This window comes from Roseateles albus (genome assembly GCF_028595345.1).
Taxonomy (GTDB): domain Bacteria; phylum Pseudomonadota; class Gammaproteobacteria; order Burkholderiales; family Burkholderiaceae_C; genus Paucibacter_A; species Paucibacter_A albus.
Genome location: NZ_JAQQXT010000002.1, coordinates 126,679 through 144,821, shown reverse-complemented (window position 1 = coordinate 144,821; position 18,143 = coordinate 126,679). Strand labels below are relative to the sequence as shown.

General features: G+C 64.1%; 4 protein-coding genes. All 4 read left to right on the top strand.

What is annotated here, in order from left to right; all coding sequences use genetic code 11:
• The first annotated feature begins 33 nt into the window (after positions 1-33).
• From PRZ03_RS03565 to PRZ03_RS03550, 4 genes are read left to right on the top strand one after another with little or no spacing between them, the layout of a single operon-like run.
• Positions 34-10,353: a YDG domain-containing protein gene (locus PRZ03_RS03565; protein ID WP_273599064.1), complete on the top strand. Its 10,320-nt coding sequence runs from the start codon at positions 34-36 to the stop codon at positions 10,351-10,353.
• A 57-nt stretch (positions 10,354-10,410) separates the two neighbouring features.
• Complete coding sequence (locus PRZ03_RS03560) at positions 10,411-11,592, top strand: vWA domain-containing protein (RefSeq protein ID WP_263531820.1); 1,182 nt, start codon at positions 10,411-10,413, stop codon at positions 11,590-11,592.
• Between the two features lie 41 nt (positions 11,593-11,633).
• On the top strand, positions 11,634-13,676 hold the full coding sequence (locus PRZ03_RS23920) for an autotransporter assembly complex protein TamA (protein ID WP_273599063.1): 2,043 nt from the start codon (positions 11,634-11,636) through the stop codon (positions 13,674-13,676).
• Between the two features lie 33 nt (positions 13,677-13,709).
• The gene (locus PRZ03_RS03550) at positions 13,710-18,119 is read left to right on the top strand and encodes a translocation/assembly module TamB domain-containing protein (RefSeq protein WP_273599062.1); all 4,410 of its coding nucleotides are present in this window, start codon (positions 13,710-13,712) and stop codon (positions 18,117-18,119) included.
• The last annotated feature ends 24 nt before the right edge of the window (positions 18,120-18,143 follow it).

Genomic DNA, 18,143 nt, shown 5'->3' with positions numbered 1-18,143 from the left:
CGCCCATCCAAGTTTTTTTGCAGAGAATATTCCATGAACGAGCATGCCAGCATCAACCGTCTCTATCGCCTGGTCTGGAACGAGAACGCAGGCACTTGGGTCGCGGTCAGCGAACTCAGCCGCGGTCGCGGCAAGCGCAACATCGCCGGCGGGCGTGGCTTCGGCGCGCTGATCGCGGTGCTACGCAGCTTGCCGGCCCTGCTGGCGCTGGGCTTTGGGTGCGCCCAAGCCGCTCCAGCCGTCAACACCCTGCCGCAAGGCGGCCAAGTGGTGGCAGGGCAAGCCGTCATTGGCAGCAACAGCGCCCGCATGGACGTGAACCAAAGCAGCCAGCGTGCCGCCATCGACTGGCAAAGCTTCAATCTCGGTGCCAATGCACAGGTCAACTTCAAACAACCGAACAGCGCCAGCGTGACCCTGAACCGGGTGCTGGACGCTCAGCCCAGCCAGATCTTTGGCCGCATCAGCTCGAATGGCCAGGTCTTTTTGAGCAACCCGGCCGGCATCTATTTCAGCCCTAGCGCCAGCGCCGATGTTGGCGCACTGACGGCCACCACGCACGGCATATCAACCGCCGACTTCATGGCCGGCAAGACCCGCTTCGACCGCAACGGTGCCACCGGCAGCGTCATCAACGAAGGCCAGCTGACGGCCCATTTGGGCGGCTATATCGCGCTGCTGGCGCCCGAGGTGCGCAATAGCGGCGTGATCATGGCGCAGGCCGGCACGGTGGCGCTGGCTGCTGGCGAGATGATCGAGCTGCAGCTCGAAGGGCAACGCTTGACCAAGCTGCTGGTCAGCCCGTCGGACGTGGCGGCGCTGGTGGACAACCGCCAGGCCGTGCTGGCACCGGACGGCCTCATCCTGCTGTCGGCCAGGGCCGCCCAAGAGTTGCAAGGCGGCGTCATCAAACACAGCGGCAGCTTGCAGGCTAACAGCCTGACCGAGCGGGGTGGCCGCATCGTGCTGGAGGCCGACCAGATTTCCCTGGCCAGCGCTTCGCGCATCGAGGCCGCCGGCGCCCAAGGCGGCGGCACGGTGCTGGTGGGGGGCGATTGGCAGGGCAGCGGCGCAATGCACCAGGCCAGCCAGGTGACGATGGACGCCAGTGCCAGCATCGATGCCAGTGCCACGCACCAGGGTGATGGTGGCAAGGTGGTGCTGTGGTCGGACATTCATAACCCCAACGCGGTCACCCGCGCACAGGGAAGCATTCTGGCCCAGGGTGGCGCGCAAGGCGGCAAGGGCGGGCAGGTGGAAACCTCCGGCTACAAGCTGGTGGTCGACGGCGTGCGGGTTTCTACGGCGGCACCTCTAGGAGTTGCGGGAGACTGGCTGCTGGACCCCTACAACATCACCATTGGCAGCAGCACCAGTGGCACCAGCTACTCCCCCCCGGATTTCACCTCCGCCGCCACCAGCACGATATTGGCCAGTGATGTTTCCAACGCCTTGACCAGCAATAACGTCACCATTCAAACGGGTGGCACTGCGGGCGATGGACAAGGCAACGGCGACATTACGGTGGCGACCAACATTGCAAAAACCGGCGCTACCACCACCACGCTGACGCTAAAGGCGCACAACGACATCATCGTTAACGGGGGGGTCCGCATTTCCGCGACGGGCGGCGCATTGAATGTGACACTCAACAGCGACAGCGACGGCATCGGTGGTGGTGGCATCGCATTCACTGGCAGCGGCAGCGTCGGCGGCATCACGAGCAACGGCGGCAACATCGTGATGGGCGGTGGTGCTGACCCGACAACCACGGCTGCTTTCGCCAATCGTGGCGTGGATTTGAGCGACAACGTCGCTATCAATGCAGGCGCTGGCAATGTATCGATTCGCGGAACCAGCAATCGCAGCACGGCGGACACCGGCATTGGCGTGCGCTTGTTTAACGAAGCCTCAATTGCCGGCGCCAATGTCACCGTCATTGGAACGGGCTCCGCCAATGCTGGGAGCTCACAACGCAACTGGGGGGTATCGCTTGAGAGCTCGTCAGTGATAACCGGGTCTGGCACCACGGTCATTACCGGCTCGGGCGGTGCCGGAAGCGGTGCCGCAGGCGGCAACAACAACCACGGTATTTTTCTGGACTCTAACTCGTCGATTACAGCAAGTGGCAGCAATGCCATGACGCTGACCGGCACCGGTGGCGGCACCGGGTCTTCCACACCCAATTTTGGTATTTATCTTGCGGGCAACAGTTTGGTTAAAACAACCGGCAGTGGCGCACTGGCCCTGATCGGCACCGGGGGCATGGGTAGCGGTGCTCAGTCCGGCATCAACATTAGCGGCTCTATCGTGTCTGCCGAGGGAGCCGGCGCGGGATCTACCGTGGCCATCACCGGCACAGGCGGGGTGGGCGCGTCCGGCAGCGACAACTACGGTGTGATTGTGCAAAGCGGCGGCACGGTCAAATCGGCCGGTGGTGCGATCAGCTTTTCCGGTACCGGTGGAGCCAATGGCAGTGGCAGCAGCAACTTCGGGATCGTGACCCTGAGCCCAAGCACTATCGGCGACAACAATTCAGGCGCCATCACCTTGCAGGCCACGGGTGCCAGCGGCAGTGATGACTTAAGCATGACGGGTAGCACTTTCGGCGGCACGACTTACGCCGGCAACATCGCTATCAACGCCGACACGTTTAGCTATTCTGCGTCCACACTTCAAACCACTGGCGCGCTCACCATTGCGCCCAGAAATTCGTTTGCTTCGACCTTCACGTGGAGTGGTTCAAATGCGGGGTCGCTGGCCGGTTTGACGGTCAACAGTTTGTCCTCGCTTGGCGGGTTGACCCTCGGCAAGGCGGGCAATACGGCTGACATTAACGTTGGCAGCAGCACCAGCATTGCCGGGCCTATCAGCATTTATGGACGCAATGTCACGTTGAATGCGGGGCTTGCCTCCACAGCGTCCAATGCTGCCTTGCTCATCAAAGCAGCAGGCGACATTCTTCAGCAGAGCAGCTTAGCGGTCAGCAGCAATGGCGGCACCATCACCTACAACAGCGATAGCGATGCCTCTGCTGCAGGCGCCATTCGGCTGCAGCCCGGCGCGAGCGTGAGCTCTAGCGGTGGCAACATTGTTTTTGGCGGTGGCGCCAATCCGCTGACCACTGCAGCGTTTTCCTCTAACAACGGGCTGGGCAACGGTGTCGAGCTGCAAGGTGCCAGCGTGAATGCGGGCGCGGGCAATGTCAGCATGCGTGGTCATGGTGCCGACACCGGCGGCTACTCAGATGGCGTTCGCATCATCGGGACCAGCGCATCGGTGACCGGCGGCGACATCACCCTCGTGGGCCAGGGCTCCAGCGTGGGCGGAGGCAACGCGCGTGGTGTGATGATTGAAAACGGCGCCAGCGTGACGGGCGCTGGCGCCGTCAGCGTGACCGGCACCGGGGGCGCGGCAAACAATAATGGCAATGTGGGTGTTGCCATCTACGGCACAAACCCTCCAAGCATCCGCGCAACCGGTACAGGTACGGTGACCCTGGTAGGCGCAGGCGGCGGAACTGGCGGCAGCAACAACAATGACGGCATCTACATCGGCGGAGCTAGCACGGTCCGCACCGAGAGCGGTGCGCTGAACCTCACTGGCACTGCGGGTGTGGGCGGCGGTAGCCAGGGGTTTGAATTTGCAGGTGTAGCGCTGGGGAACGCCACGCAGTCGGGCAACACCACACTCACGGCCAACTCCCTGTTGACCAGTGGCAGCAACTCGGTTTTGGGCAGTGGTACGGTGCTCATCCAATCGCTTGCCAACTCTTTTGACAGCGCAGTGAGCACCGCCAACTGGAGCTATGCCAACACCTTGACCGGGCTGACCATTGGCAAGACAAGCAATACCGCTGACATCACGGTGAGCAACGCGGCCAGCATTGCAGGCCCCATTAGCATTTATGGCGGCAATATCGGCATTGACGCCGCACTGACCGCCACGGGGACAAGCACCACCACGCTCACTGCCACCGGCAGTATCAACGGCAGTGGGTTGATGACGTCCAGCACGGTGGATCTCAACGCCGTCACAGGCATTGGCGCCACCACGCCGCTGAATCTGGCCGCCAGCAGCATCTCCGCCGACACAACCGGGGGCAGGATCGCACTCAATAACGCGCTCGCAACGGCTACGACGGTCACTTCGCTCACATCGGCTTCTTCCACGGATCAGGGCTTCCTCATCACCTTCAATCAGACCGGAGGCGGCGCGGTCAACTTCACCAATGTGTCGACCGTAGGCAGCACTGGCGGGTTTGGCGACATTCGCCTCTCCAACACAGGTGCGAATCTGACCATCGGTACGGCGGCAACCACTTCCGGCGATTCCCGGCTTTTCCTGACCACCACCACGAGCGGCAATATCGTTCTTACCGGCAGCACCGGTTCGGCAAGTCCCGGCGATGGCGGGCTCAATTTCAACTCGGCCGGCAACATCAGTGGCGCCGGGCTCGTTACCGGAAGCTCTTTTGCTACCCTGCGCGCCCAGACGGGTATTTCCTTGAATACCAATTTGGGGGATATCTATCAGGAGATCGTCACCGCTGCCGGCGACATCACTATCAACAATACGCTCGGCTTCAGTCTGCCATCGATCACGGCGCCAGGAAATCTAACCCTAATCTCCAACGGGGGCTTGATCAGGCAGTATGAAGACTACTTCAGTCTTGCTGTGGCGGGCACTACCAACCTGACAGCCGGTTCTGGCAATGACATCACATTGACGAATGCCACCAACAACTTCACCGGTGGTGTGCGGGTGGTCAGCGGTAGAAACGTCAGCCTCAACGATACCGATGCGCTGGTGCTGGGTAATGCCAACGGCAGCAGCACCATCAGCGGAACACTGACGGCAACAGCCTCTGGCGCAATCACGCAGGCTGGGGCCCTGGCAGTGACGGGTGCCAGCAATCTGACAGCCGGTTCAGGGAACAACATCACGCTGACGAATGCCGCCAACAACTTCACCGGTGGCGTGCGGGTGGTCAGTGGCAACAACGTCAGCCTTACCGACACCAATGCCTTAGTGCTGGGCAATGCGAACGGAGTCAGCACCATCAGCGGAACGTTGACCGCAACAGCCTCTGGCGCGATCACTCAGGCGGGTGCGCTGGCAGTGGCGGGCGCCAGCAATCTGACCCCCGGTTCCAGCAATAGCATTACGCTGACCAATAGCAATAACGACTTTGCCGGTGATGTGTCGATTGTGTCTGGCGCCGCCGTGTCGATCAAAGATGTCAATGGCTTGAACTTAGGCACGAGCGCCGTTAGCGGTAATTTGACTGCAGAGGCATTGAGCGGAAACTTGAATGTCAACGGCAATCTGAATAACTCAACGTCCGGTGCGACAGTCGTCTTGAAGGCCAGCGGCGACATCACACAGGCATCCGCCGCTGCCGTCAGCACCAACAATGGCGCAGTCACCTATTGGGCGAACAGTGATGCCAGCGGCAGCGGTGCCATCCTGTTGAGCAATGGCAGCAGCCTCAGCAGCAATGGCGGGAACATCGTCATGGGTGGCGGGGCCAGCCCCGCCACGACTGCGGCGATCGGCAGCGCCAGCAATGCCGATGGCATCAAGATCGACGGCGCCACCGTGAGTTCGGGCAGTGGAACCATCACGCTGACCGGGCAAGGCGCCAACACCGGTGGCAACGGGGTGTTGATCCAAGGCACAGGCTCGGCTCAGACATCGGTTGTGCAAAGCAGCAGTGGTGACATCAGCATCAGCGGCACCGGCACCGGCACAGGGGGCGCGCGCACAGGGGTTTACCTGCTCAGCGGCGGCACCACCCGCACGACAGGCGGCGGCAATCTGACCCTCACTGGACAGGGCTCCTTGGCCGGCACAAGCAACAACAACGAAGGCGTCAAGCTTCAAGCCAACGCCCTGGCGGAGATCCAGACAGGCAGCAATCGCACCCTCAGCATCACGGGAACCGGCGGATCGGGTACCTCCTACAACATCGGCGTGAACGCACTCGCCAGCGTCGTGCGCATGGGTGCAACAGCAACAGGCCAGATGGTGGTCACAGGCACTGGCGGCACCTGCAGCAACACCGGTTGCTGGGGCGTGCTGGCTGAAAACACCAGTGCGTATGAAAGCCTGGGGGCCGCCAACATCAGCATCATTGGCACCGGGGGCACGGGCAGTGACAACCAGGGTTTCAAGCACACCGATGGAAGCAATCGCATCGGTGCCGACGGCATGACTGGGGCCATCACCATGGAAGCCGACCGCATGGACTTGACGGGGGTCGGCGGACTAATGACCCTCCGATCCGCAGGCGCACTCTCCATCCGACCGAAAACCGCTGGCACCACCATCGGCATCGCTGGCGGCAGCGGGACCCTGGCCTTGACGGCCTCACACTTCGCCAACAATTTTTCCGATGGTTTCTCCAGCATCACGATCGGCGGCGCGACGATGGGCAATATCACCGTGGGTGGTGCCGTCACATTGCGCGACAGCACCACGCTACGCACTGACGGTCTGCTGTCCTTGAACGGGGCGATCACCGCCAATGAAAACCTGACCCTCGAGGCCGGCACCATCAACCAGAGTTCGGCATTGAGCGTCGCGGGCAACCTAAACCTGGCGGCAGATGGAGGCAGCACGACTTACGCCGGGAGTCACAACGCCTCATCCATAGCTTCCGCCATCACGGTGGCCACACCCAATACAAGCCCACTGACCTATCGGGGACAGAACGGCAATGTCTATGCCATCGCCGTCAGTGGCACACCCCGTTCAGGTTGGGGTGGCGGGTCCGATGGCCTGGGTTTTTTCACCGATGACACGCCAGTCTTCGCAGCGGGCGCCTACACCGGGGTGCTCAGCAGCGCATCGATCGGGGGCACGGTCTATGTCCGCATAGACCCGGGTCAGTCCAGCTACACCGGTGGCATCCGCAATGGCATCACGATGGCGAATTACCCAACTTGGGCCGGAAGCTACACGGTTCTCGCCGCCAATCTGCCCAACGACATCACGCTGAACCACGCATCCAACCAAGTTGGGGGGCAAGTCACGGTTCAATCCGGCCGCAATGTCACACTGGTTGGTGCCAGTGCCTTGAACCTGGGGGCCGTCACGGCCACGGGTCTGGTCGATGTTTCGACCCGCGCCGGCGACCTCAATCTCTCAGGTGTCATCAGCACCTCCAGCACCAGCAGCAGCGCGATCAAACTCAATTCAGGCAGCACTGCATCGGCAGGCACAGCCACAGGCGGCAATCTACTTGTTTCAGGTGGCAGCATGAGCGTAGGCACCGGCGGCCGCGCGACGCTGTTCACAGGCAGCGTCAGCGGCAGCACCGGCCTGACCGCTTTGATCGGCTCGGGTTCCGGGCGTTTCCGCTACAACAGCGACGAGACGACGACCAACTACAGCCTCGGTTTGGGCGTCGGCGCCCATGCCATCTACCGCGAGCGGCCCACTCTCACCGTCAGCGCAGACAGTCTCAGCCGGGTGTATGGCAGCAGCAGCCCGGCGCTAAGCGCGTCGGTCAGCGGTGTCAACGGTGACACTGCGGCGCAGGCACTCAGCACCGCACCGACCATCGCCATTGGCGGCACCGCCTCCAATTCGAACCAGTTCATCGTAGGCGACCATAGCCTAACGCCCTCGGGTGCGGTTGACCGACTGGGCTATAGCTTGTCCTACAGCAACGGCAACTTGAACGTCACGCCGGCCACCCTCAGCGCCTTCACCGGCATCACCGCCGCCAACAAGGTCTACGACGGCACCACGGCTGCCACGCTGAACAGCAGCGCCGCCGCCTTCACCGGCAAGATCGGTGTTGACGATGTGAGCATCGGCAGCGCCAGCGGCACCTTTGCCAACAAGGCGGCTGGGAGCGGCAAAACGGTGACGATCACCGGCCTGAGCCTGCTTGGTGCCGACGCTGGCAACTACGTTGCGGACAGCAGCACCGCCAGCACGACCGCTGACATTGCTCGCGCATCCATCAGCGCCATCATCGGCATCACCGCCGCCAACAAGGTCTATGACGGCACGACCGGCGCCACGCTGAACAGCAGCGGCGCCGCCTTCACCGGCAAGGTCAACGGCGATGTATTGAACGTGGCCACCGCCAACGGCGCCTTTGCCAACAAGACGGCCGCGACCGGCAAAACGGTCACCATCACCGGACTGACCCTGGGCGGTGCTGATGCCGACAACTATGTGCTGGACAACAGCACCGCCAGCACCAGCGCCAATATCGAGAAGGCTGCCATCAGCGCCATCACCGGCATCACCGCCGCCAACAAGGTCTATGACGGCACGACAACCGCCACGCTGAACAGCAGCGCGGCCGCCTTCACCGGCAAGGTCAGCGCTGACGTTTTGAACGTCGCCACCGCCAACGGCGCCTTTGCCAACAAGACGGCCGCGACCGGCAAAACGGTCACCATCACCGGGCTGACCCTGGGCGGTGCTGATGCCGACAACTATGTGCTGGACAACAGCACCGCCAGCACCAGCGCCAATATCGAGCAGGCCGTCATCAGTGCCATCACCGGCATCACGGCCGCCAACAAGGTCTACGACGGCACGACGGCCGCCACGCTCAACAGCAGCGCCGCGGCCTTCACCGGCAAGATCGGTGGCGACGTTTTGAAAGTCGCCACCGCCAGCGGCGCCTTTGCCAACAAGACGGCCGCCAACGGCAAGGCGGTGAGCATCACCGGCCTGAGCCTGGGCGGCGTCGATGCCGAGAACTATGTGCTGGGCAGCAGCACGGCCAGCACCAGCGCCAATATCGAGAAGGCCGCCATCAGCGCGATCATCGGCATCAGCGCCGTTAACAAAGTCTATGACGGCACGACGGCAGCCACGTTGAACAGCAGCGCCGCCGCCTTCAACGGCAAGGCCAGCGGCGACGTCTTGAACGTAGCCACCGCCAGCGGCGTCTTTGCCAGCAAGACGGCCGCGAACGGCAAGACGGTGGCCATCACCGGTCTGAGCCTGGGTGGCAGCGATGCCGACAACTATGTGCTGGACAGCAGCACGGCCAGCACCACGGCCGACATTGCCCGCGCCGCGATCACCGCCATCACCGGCATCACCGCCGCCAACAAGGTCTATGACGGCAACACCAGCACCACGTTGAACAGCAGTGCTGCCGAGTTCACCGGGAAGATCGGTGCTGACAGCCTGACCGTCGCCACCGCCAACGGCGCCTTTGCCAACAAGACGGCTGCGAACGGTAAAGCGGTAGCCATCACCGGCCTGAGCCTGGGCGGCGGCGACGCCGATAACTATCTACTGAGCAGCGACACGGCCAGCACGAGCGCCAGTATCGAGAAGGCCGTCATCAGCGCGATCACGGGCATCACCGCCGCCAACAAGGTCTATGACGGCACGACGGCCGCCACGCTGACCAGCAGCGGCACCGCCTTCACCGGCAAGGTCAGCGGCGATCGCCTGAGCGTCGCCACCGCCAACGGCACCTTTGCCAACAAGAGCGCCGCGACCGGAAAAACGGTCAGCATCACCGGCCTGAGCCTGGGCGGCGGCGACGCCGACAACTATCTGCTGGGCAGCAGCACCGCCAGCACCACGGCCGACATTACCCGCGCACCCATCAGCGCGGTGACCGGCATTACTGCCGAAAGCAAGGTCGAGGACGGAACAACGGCGGCGCAACTGAGACTGCTGGAAGTCGGTTTCGCCGGAAAACTCGTTGACGATCAGCTGCTGGTGGCCAGCGCTACAGGCAACTTTGACAATGGCCAGCCCGGGCAAAGCAAGCCCATTGCGATCACTGCCTTGTCCCTCGGCGGCGCCGATGCCGGCAACTACCAACTTCAAGCCGACACGGCCAGCACGACGGCGGACATCTCACCCCGGCCTGTGCCGCCTCTGCCTCCAGCACCGCCCGTCGCCCCGCCCGTGCCGCCTCAGCCGCCGAGCGGCGAAAGCTTGGCCTTGCCGACTCAGGCTCCGAATCTTGGAGTGCCGGCCACCATTCCAGCTTCAAATGTATCGGCCACCGCCGCGCCCTCCCTCAACACGCCCGGCGTCACGGTCGACATGACGCGCAACCCCGACCTCAATCAGACCGGCATCGTCAGCGTGCTGGTGCCACGCAGCACGGCCACTGCCGGCGGCGGCTTCAAGTTCAGCCTGCCCGATACCATCGTTCAAGCCACAAAAGCCAGCGGCGGCACCCCAAGCACCAGCGCCTTGGGAGGAGAAGCGCTGCCGGGCTGGCTGCGCTTTGATGCCGCGACGCTCAGCTTTGTTGCCAGCGCGGTACCCGATGGTGCCTTGCCCTACCAGGCCAGAGTGACGATAGACGGCAAAAGCACCATCATCGTGATCGCAGAACGCAGCGACTGAGGCTGCGCCGGGCGTGGATAATCGCCCGGCCTCCCTCTCCTCCGCTGTAACTACCCCATGCTGATCAAATTCTTCTACACCCTCAGAGCCGCCAAGTTGCCGGTCTCGGTGCGGGAGTTTTTGAGCCTGCTCGAAGGCCTCAAGGCAGGCGTAATCGGGGCCGAGGGCGCTGCATCGATCGATGACTTCTACTATCTCGCTCGCACAACCCTGGTCAAGAACGAAGCGCTGTTCGACAAGTTCGACCGCGCGTTCGGCGCCTATTTCAAGGGCGTTGAGTTGCTGACCGACTTCAGCAAGGATGTACCGCTGGAGTGGCTGCGCCAACACCTGCAATTGGAGCTGACGCCGGAGCAAAAGGCCGCCGTCGAGGCGATGGGCTGGGACGAGTTGATGGAGACGCTCAAAAAGCGCTTCGAAGAGCAGAAAGAGCGCCACGAAGGCGGCAGCAAGTGGATAGGCACAGGCGGCACCAGCCCCTTCGGCCACAGCGGCTATAACCCCCAAGGCATACGCATTGGCGGAGCGAGCAAGAACAAAAGTGCGGTCAAGGTCTGGGAGCAGCGCGCCTACAAGGACTATGACGACCAGTTGGAGCTGGGCACGCGCAATATCCAGGTCGCGCTGCGGCGCTTGCGCAAATTCGCCCGTGAAGGTGCGGAGCTGGAGCTGGATCTCGACGACACCATCCACAAGACTGCCGCCAATGCCGGTTATCTGGACATCCGCATGCAGCCCGAGCGGCATAACAAGGTCAAGGTGCTGCTTTTGATGGATGTGGGCGGCACCATGGATGAGCATGTGCACCGGGTCGAGGAGTTGTTTTCGGCTGCCAAGACGCAGTTCAAACACTTGGAGTTTTTCTACTTCCACAACTGCGTCTATGACTTTGTGTGGAAGAACAACCGGCGCCGCTTTGCCGAGAAGACCGCCACCTGGGACCTGATCCGCAAGTACAACAAGGATTACAAGCTGATCTTTGTCGGCGACGCGACGATGAGCCCTTACGAGATCTTGCAGCCCGGCGGCAGCGTCGAATACAACAACGAAGAAGCCGGCGCCGAATGGCTGCAGCGGCTGACCCACGGTTTCCCCAATTACGCATGGATCAACCCCGAGCCACAAGGCGTTTGGCAATACCGCCAAAGCGTCGCCTTGATTCAGCAACTGATGCATCAACGGATGTTTCCCCTCTCGCTCAGCGGGCTCGAAGGCGCGATGCGCTTGTTGAGCAAATGAGGGCGGGCGCTCAATTCAAACGGGCTCTGGGTCTTGTGGGCGTGGCAAGCATCGCCTTGCTGGGACTGAGCGGCTGCAGCACGCTGCAAGAATTCCGCGACAGCCTCAACCCCAAGACCGCGGCCGAGCGACAAGCCAAGGCCGCGCAGAGCAGCGGGCGCCTGGTGGCTGAGTACAAGCTGGTCGTCATTGCGCCGGCCAAGCTGCGTGATTTGCTGGAGACGCATCTGGACCTGGCGCGCTTTCGCAGCGCCCCGGAGGATCAGCGCCTGAGCCCGCAAGAGCTGCGCCGCCTCAGCAGTGCTGCACCCCAGCAAGCCCGCGCCCTGCTCGAAACCGAAGGTTTTTTCAACGCCCAGATCGAGGTCGAGAACAGTGCGCCCGACGCCAGCAGCGAAGACTACCAACGACCCGTCATCACGGTCAGGGTGGAGCCAGGCCCACAGGCGAAGGTCACGGCGCTGACGCTGAGTTTCAGCGGTGAGCTGCTGGAGCCCGTGCCAGCCGACGCTGCCGCCAGCGCGCCCCAGCCCCGACTCGTGGAACAAAAAACGCGCCAGCGTGAACGCATGCTCGCCGATTGGGGCTTGCAGGTCAGCGAGCCCTTCACGCAAGGCGAATGGAGTGGTGCCAAGGCAGCCATGTTGGGCCGGGCGCGCGCGCAGGGCTACCCGCTGGCGCGTTGGGCCAGCTCGGCGGCGCGGGTGGACACCCAAAGCAATAGCGTCGAGCTCAATCTGGAGCTGGCCAGCGGGCCGCTGTTCCGCCTAGGCGAGATCAAGATTACCGGCCTCAATCACCTGCCTGCGTCGGTGGTGGAGCGCCTGGCCGGCTTCGAGCCGGGCGAGCCCTATACCGAGCGCGCCATGCTGGACTTTCAAGAACGGCTGCTGCGCACCACCTTGTTCGACAGCGCCAGCGTCGACATCCGGCCAGAGAATGCCGTCGTCGAGATCGAGGAGATCGCCGACGCAGTCGATGCGGCGGCGATGGCCGAAGCGCCGGCCTCTGCTCCCGCATCAATGGCCGGCGGCAGAGAGGCCATGGCCGAGGCTGCGGCCGTGCTCACAACGTCTCCCATAGCGCCACCCACAGTCAGCCCCGCGACCGCCAGCCCTGTCTATGTACAGGTCAAAGAAGCGCCCCGCCAGCAAGTCACCCTGAGCGTGGGCTTCGACACATCCTCCGGCCCCCGCATCGGCGCCGACTACATCAACCGCCAGCCCTTCGGCTTGAACCTGCGCTCACGCACCAAGCTCAAACTCGGCAGCCAGGAGAGTTCGGCCGATGTGGAGCTGAGCTCCTACCCGCTGGCCGATATGCAGCGCAATGTGATGGCCTTGTTTGTCGAGCGCTTGAGCAAGGATGGCACTGTCAACAGCAATTTGCGAGCACGCCTCGGACGCAACCGCGAAACGCCGCAGCAAGACCGCACCTACTTTTTGGAAATCCTGCGTTCGCGCGATGAAACACCGCAGCTGGTCACCAATGCGGGCGCCGTCTCGGCCAATGTGCAGTGGACTCGGCGCCGGGTCGACAGCACCTTGCGCCCGACCCGGGGCTATACCGGCCAGCTGCTGCTGGGCGCGGGCTATGCCGACAGCAGCAGCGCGGACAACGGCGGCTTCGGCCGTGGCCAATTGAGGGTCTACGGCTACTACCCGCTGCCGGCGGGCTTTTACGGCTCGGCCCGCACCGAACTGGGCCAGATTTTTGCCAAAGACAGCGTTGGCCTGCCCGAAAAGCTGCGCTTTCGCACCGGCGGCGACGAGTCTGTGCGCGGCTATGGCATTGACGCGCTGGGGCCGGTGGATGCCTTCGGCAACCCGACCGGCGGGCGCGTGCAGTGGAGCGGCAGCCTCGAGATTGCGCATGGTTTGATGGAAAGCGTGCCCGACCTGCTGGGCGCGGTGTTTGTGGACGCCGGCCAGGCAGCATTCAGCTGGAACGAGCTCAAGCCCGCAACCAGCGCCGGCCTGGGTCTGCATTACCGCAGCCCGCTGGGCACATTGCGGCTGGACTATGCGCGCGCCACCGAAACAAAAACCTGGCGCTTGCACTTCAGCGTCGGCATTGCCTTGTGATGGGTTCGCCCTGTGAATGACGAGTTAGCACCCATGATTGAACCGTCGGCGGCGGCCCATCCTGCGGGCTCTCCAGCAGGAGTGCCCGCGCCAAAGAAAAAACCTTTGTGGCGGCGCGGCCCCGGCCTGCTGCCCAGTGTGCTGGCCTTGCCGGTGCTGCTTGCTGCTGCCGGCTGCACGCTGTGGTGGGGTCTGGCCACGCAGCCTGGCAGCACTTGGCTCTTGAGTCAGGTACCGGGCCTGGAGGTCGAAGCACTGCAAGGCAGCTTGATCGGCGACCTGTCGGCGGCCAAGCTGCGCTACACCCTGCCCGGCTCGCAAGACCGGCTGGAGATCGACAATTTGCGCTGGCAAGGCCTGAGCCTGGCCTGGAACGCCTCGCCCGGGCTCTGGGCCGACCTGCGCCTGCAAGGTCTGCAGGCGCAGCGCGTGCAGTTGCTGCTCCACCCCAGCGCCGAGCCCAGCAAGCCGCCCGCCGATTTGCAACTGCCGCTAGGCCTGCACATCGCGTCACTGCAGGTGGACGAGCTGGCCCTGCCCTCCTTGAGCGACAAGCCGCTGACCGAGCTGCGCGCCAGCCTGGACCTGAGCGCCAAGGGCGGCGCGCTGCATCAACTCAACATCCAGCATGTGCGCTGGGATCTGCTGCAACTGCAGGCGTCCGCCAGCATCCAGACCAGCGGCGAGATGCAGCTGCAGGCAGCACTGGACCTGCAATCCCAGGCCAATAGCAGCCAAGATCTGCCGGCCTGGAACACCCAGGCCAAGCTGACGGGGCCGCTGCACTCGCTTGCGCTCAGCGCCGATTTGCAGGCCTTGGCGCAGCAGATGCACTTACAGGCGCAGCTGCTGCCCTTTGCCGACTGGCCGCTGCCCCAGGCCAAGCTCGACACCCGCAATCTGGACCTCTCCGCCCTTGCTTCCGGCCTGCCCCGCACCGCGCTGACAGGCCAAGCCGCCCTGCAACTACTGCCCCAGGCCAAGCCCGGCGCTGCGTCCAGCCTCAATATCAAGACCGAGCTGAGCAATACCCTGGCCGGCCTTTGGGACGCGCAGCGCCTACCGGTGCGCGCCTTGAACTTAGACCTGAACTTTGCTCCCGGCGACCCGGCCGCCCTCAGCATCAAGCAGCTTGAGCTGCTGCTGGGCGCGGCGCAGCAACCAGCCGGCCGCGTGCATGCGCGGGGCAACAGCTCCAAGCAAAGCGGCAGCCAGGTGGTGATCGCCCTGGACGGCCTGCGCAGCGAAGGCCTGGACTCCCGCGCGGCCGCGCTGCAGCTGGCCGGCGAAATCGAACTCAGCACCGGGCGCGCCGTCAACCAGCTGCAGGCCGACGGCCCGCCGCCGCTCTTGCTGCGCATGAAAGCCCGCCTGGACGGCCGCCTGGCCCGCAGTGGCACAGGCATGAGTCCCGGCACAAGTGTCGCCCCGCCCGCCACGCTGAGCCTGCAGGCCCAGGCCGAGGCCTCCAGCAGCGGGCTCCAGGTGCAGTCCTTGCGCCTGCTGTCCGACGGCTCGGAGCTGCAGGCCAGTGGACGCTTGAACCTCAACAAGGCCGGCAGCCTGGCGCAAGGCTGGGCTGCGCAGGCCAAGGCCAGCGGCCAAGTGCCCGACCTGCGCCGCTATTGGCGGGGCCGCGAAGGCAGCGCCTGGCAACAGAGCCCGCAAGCGCTGGCCGCGCTATTCGAAGCCAATTTGCAGGCCGGGCCTGTACCTGCGCAGTCCGGCAGGGCCGGCAACTTGCTGCAGCAAGCGCCCACCGGCTCGGCCCGGCTGCAACTGCTGCCCACCCAGGTCGGCGGCGTGCCTGTCAGCGCCGATCTGAGCTATCTATTCAATGACCGCAGCAGCCTGCCCAGCCTCAAGCTGGCCCTGCAGGCCGGCGCGGTCAATCAGTTGCTGGCCCAGGCCAGCCTGAACTCGGCCGGCCATGTGCTCGCCGATGCCGATCTGCGCTTCGAGCAACTGGCGGGCTTGCAACCGCTGTTGGCGGCCTTCGCCCAAGACAAGCAGACCCAAGCGCCGCGCCTGGAAGGCGGCCTGAGCGGCAAGTTCACTCTGCGCGCCCAGCCTGGCGCTAGTAGCCCGACAGGCCGGACAAGATCCGACCCGACCAAGCCCGGCGCGGCCGACGAAGGCTGGGCCTGGCAGACTCAAGCCGACCTGCAAGCCCAAACGTTGAAATTCAGCGGTGCCGGTGACAGCGCCGCCAAGTCAAGCGCAACAGCGCTCAGCCTGGGCAGCGCCGAGCTGCATTGGGAGCTTGGCAGCGCCAAAGATGCCGCGCTCGACATCAGCGCCAAGCTGGCCCAGCTCAGCGGCAACGGCTGGAAGGTCCCCAGCGCCAGCGCCAAGCTGCAAGGCACTTGGGCCCAGCATCGCCTGAACCTGCAAGCCTTGGCCGAAGGCAAGATGCCGGCTGCGCTGATCCCACCGGGCCAGCCGGCCGAGCAGATGCTGCGCGGCCCCTTCAGCCTCAGCGGCTTGGGCGGGCTCAGCAGCACACCGAATGCGGCCTGGCGCAGCGGCGCCCAGTGGCGTGCAAGCGAGATCAAGCTACTGGCGCAAGCGCAGCCGGACAACGCGCCCAACACAGGCGCCAAAACCCGCACGCAAGCCGCCGACGCCAAAGCGCTGGCCAAAGCCCCCTGGCTGAAGGCCGATGGTCTGGCCTTGGCGCTGGAGCTGGCGCCACAGGCCGCCCTCAAGCAGCTGCGTCTTGAGCCGGGCCGGCTGGAGCTGCTCGGCGCGGGCCTGAGTTGGAAGAGCATGCAAATGCAAGCGGCCACAGCCGACAGCAAAACAGCGATCGACATCGACCTGGCGATGGAGCCGCTGGCCGTGGCGCCCTTGCTGAACCGCTGGCAGCCCGACTTTGGCTGGGGCGGCAATCTGCTGATGGTGGGCCATGCCCGCATCAAGACCAGCCCAAGCTTCAGCGCCGATATTGCGCTGGAGCGTAGCGGCGGCGACTTGTCGGTCACCGATGACAGCGGCGTGCAACAACTGGCACTCAGCGACGCACGCATAGGCGTCATCGGCAGCCCCGGCGTGTGGCATCTGACGGAAGCACTGGCCGGCAGCAATGTCGGCGTGCTGGCCGGCGCCCTGACCGCGCGCAATGCCGACCCCAGCGCGCTCTGGCCCAAGGCTGACGCCAAGCTGGAGGGCGTGCTGGAGGTTCGCATCGCCAACCTCAGCACCTGGGGAGCCTGGGTACCGACCGGCTGGCGCCTGGGTGGCAGCGTGTTCGCCAGTGCGAACTTCGACGGGCGCTTGAGTGCGCCCCAGGTCAAGGGCAAGGCCGGCGGCGCCAACCTGGTACTGCGCAACCCCTTGCTGGGCGTGGACCTGCAACGCGGCGAGTTCGCGCTCAGCCTGGACGGCGAGCGCGCCCGACTTGAACACTTCGAAGCCCATGCCGGCGACGGCCAATTAACGGCCCAGGGCGATATGCTGCTGGGCGCCTCACCGCGCGCCGATTTTCAAATCCTGGCCGACAAGTTCGCGCTGCTGCGCCGGGTTGACCAACGTTTGGCCGTCAACGGCAAGCTGGATCTGAAGCTGGACGCAGACGCCCTCGACATAACGGGTCAGCTGAACGTGCATGAAGGATTTTTTGACTTCTCACGCGGCAATGCGCCAACACTGGACAGCGATGTCGAGGTGGTGCGCCCCGAAACGGCCGAGGCCGCCGCCGACGCCGGCCGCGCAGCCAATGGCGCCCGACACCGCAAGGTCAAGGTCAAGATCGACATTGACCTGGGCAACAAGCTGCGCGTCACTGGCTTCGGTCTGGATACCTTGCTGGCCGGCAATTTACAACTCACCCAAGCCTCACATGGGCCGGCTCTGCACGGCCGCATCCGCACCGAAAGCGGCACCTTTGCCGCCTACGGGCAGAAGCTCGCCATCGAGCGCGGGCTGATCATCTTCAACGGCGTGATAGACAACCCACGCCTGGACGTGCTGGCGATACGCCCGACGCAGGAAGAGCAGCGCATCGGCGTCACCATCACCGGCACGGCGCGCAACCCACGCGTGAAGCTGTATTCCGAGCCGACGCTGGACGAGCGCAGCATGTTGTCTTGGTTGCTGCTGGGGCGCGGCCCGGATGAGCTCAACAGCCGCGACAACGCACTGCTGAGCAGCGCCGCCATGGCCTTGCTGAGCGGCACCGGCGAGAGCACCACCTCCAAGCTGATCAAATCGGTCGGCCTGGACGATCTTTCTTTCAGCGACAGCGGCGACCAAGCGCAAGGCACCGTGGTGCGCTTAGGCAAGCAAATCTCTAACCGCTGGTATGTCGGCTACGAGCGCGGCCTCAACGCCACGCGGGGCAGCTGGCAGGCCATCTACCGGCTCGCGCAACGCTTCACCTTGCGCGCGCAATCGGGAGATGACAATTCGCTGGATCTGATTTGGCAATGGCGCTGGGAGTAGGCGCACGCCAATCGTGAGAGAATG

Bases quoted from the DNA above. Each gene is read 5' to 3' on its own strand.
- PRZ03_RS03550 (WP_273599062.1), top strand. From the start codon at position 13,710: ATGATTGAACCGTCGGCGGCGGCCCATCCTGCGGGCTCTCCAGCAGGA.
- PRZ03_RS03560 (WP_263531820.1), top strand. From the start codon at position 10,411: ATGCTGATCAAATTCTTCTACACCCTCAGAGCCGCCAAGTTGCCGGTC.
- PRZ03_RS03565 (WP_273599064.1), top strand. From the start codon at position 34: ATGAACGAGCATGCCAGCATCAACCGTCTCTATCGCCTGGTCTGGAAC.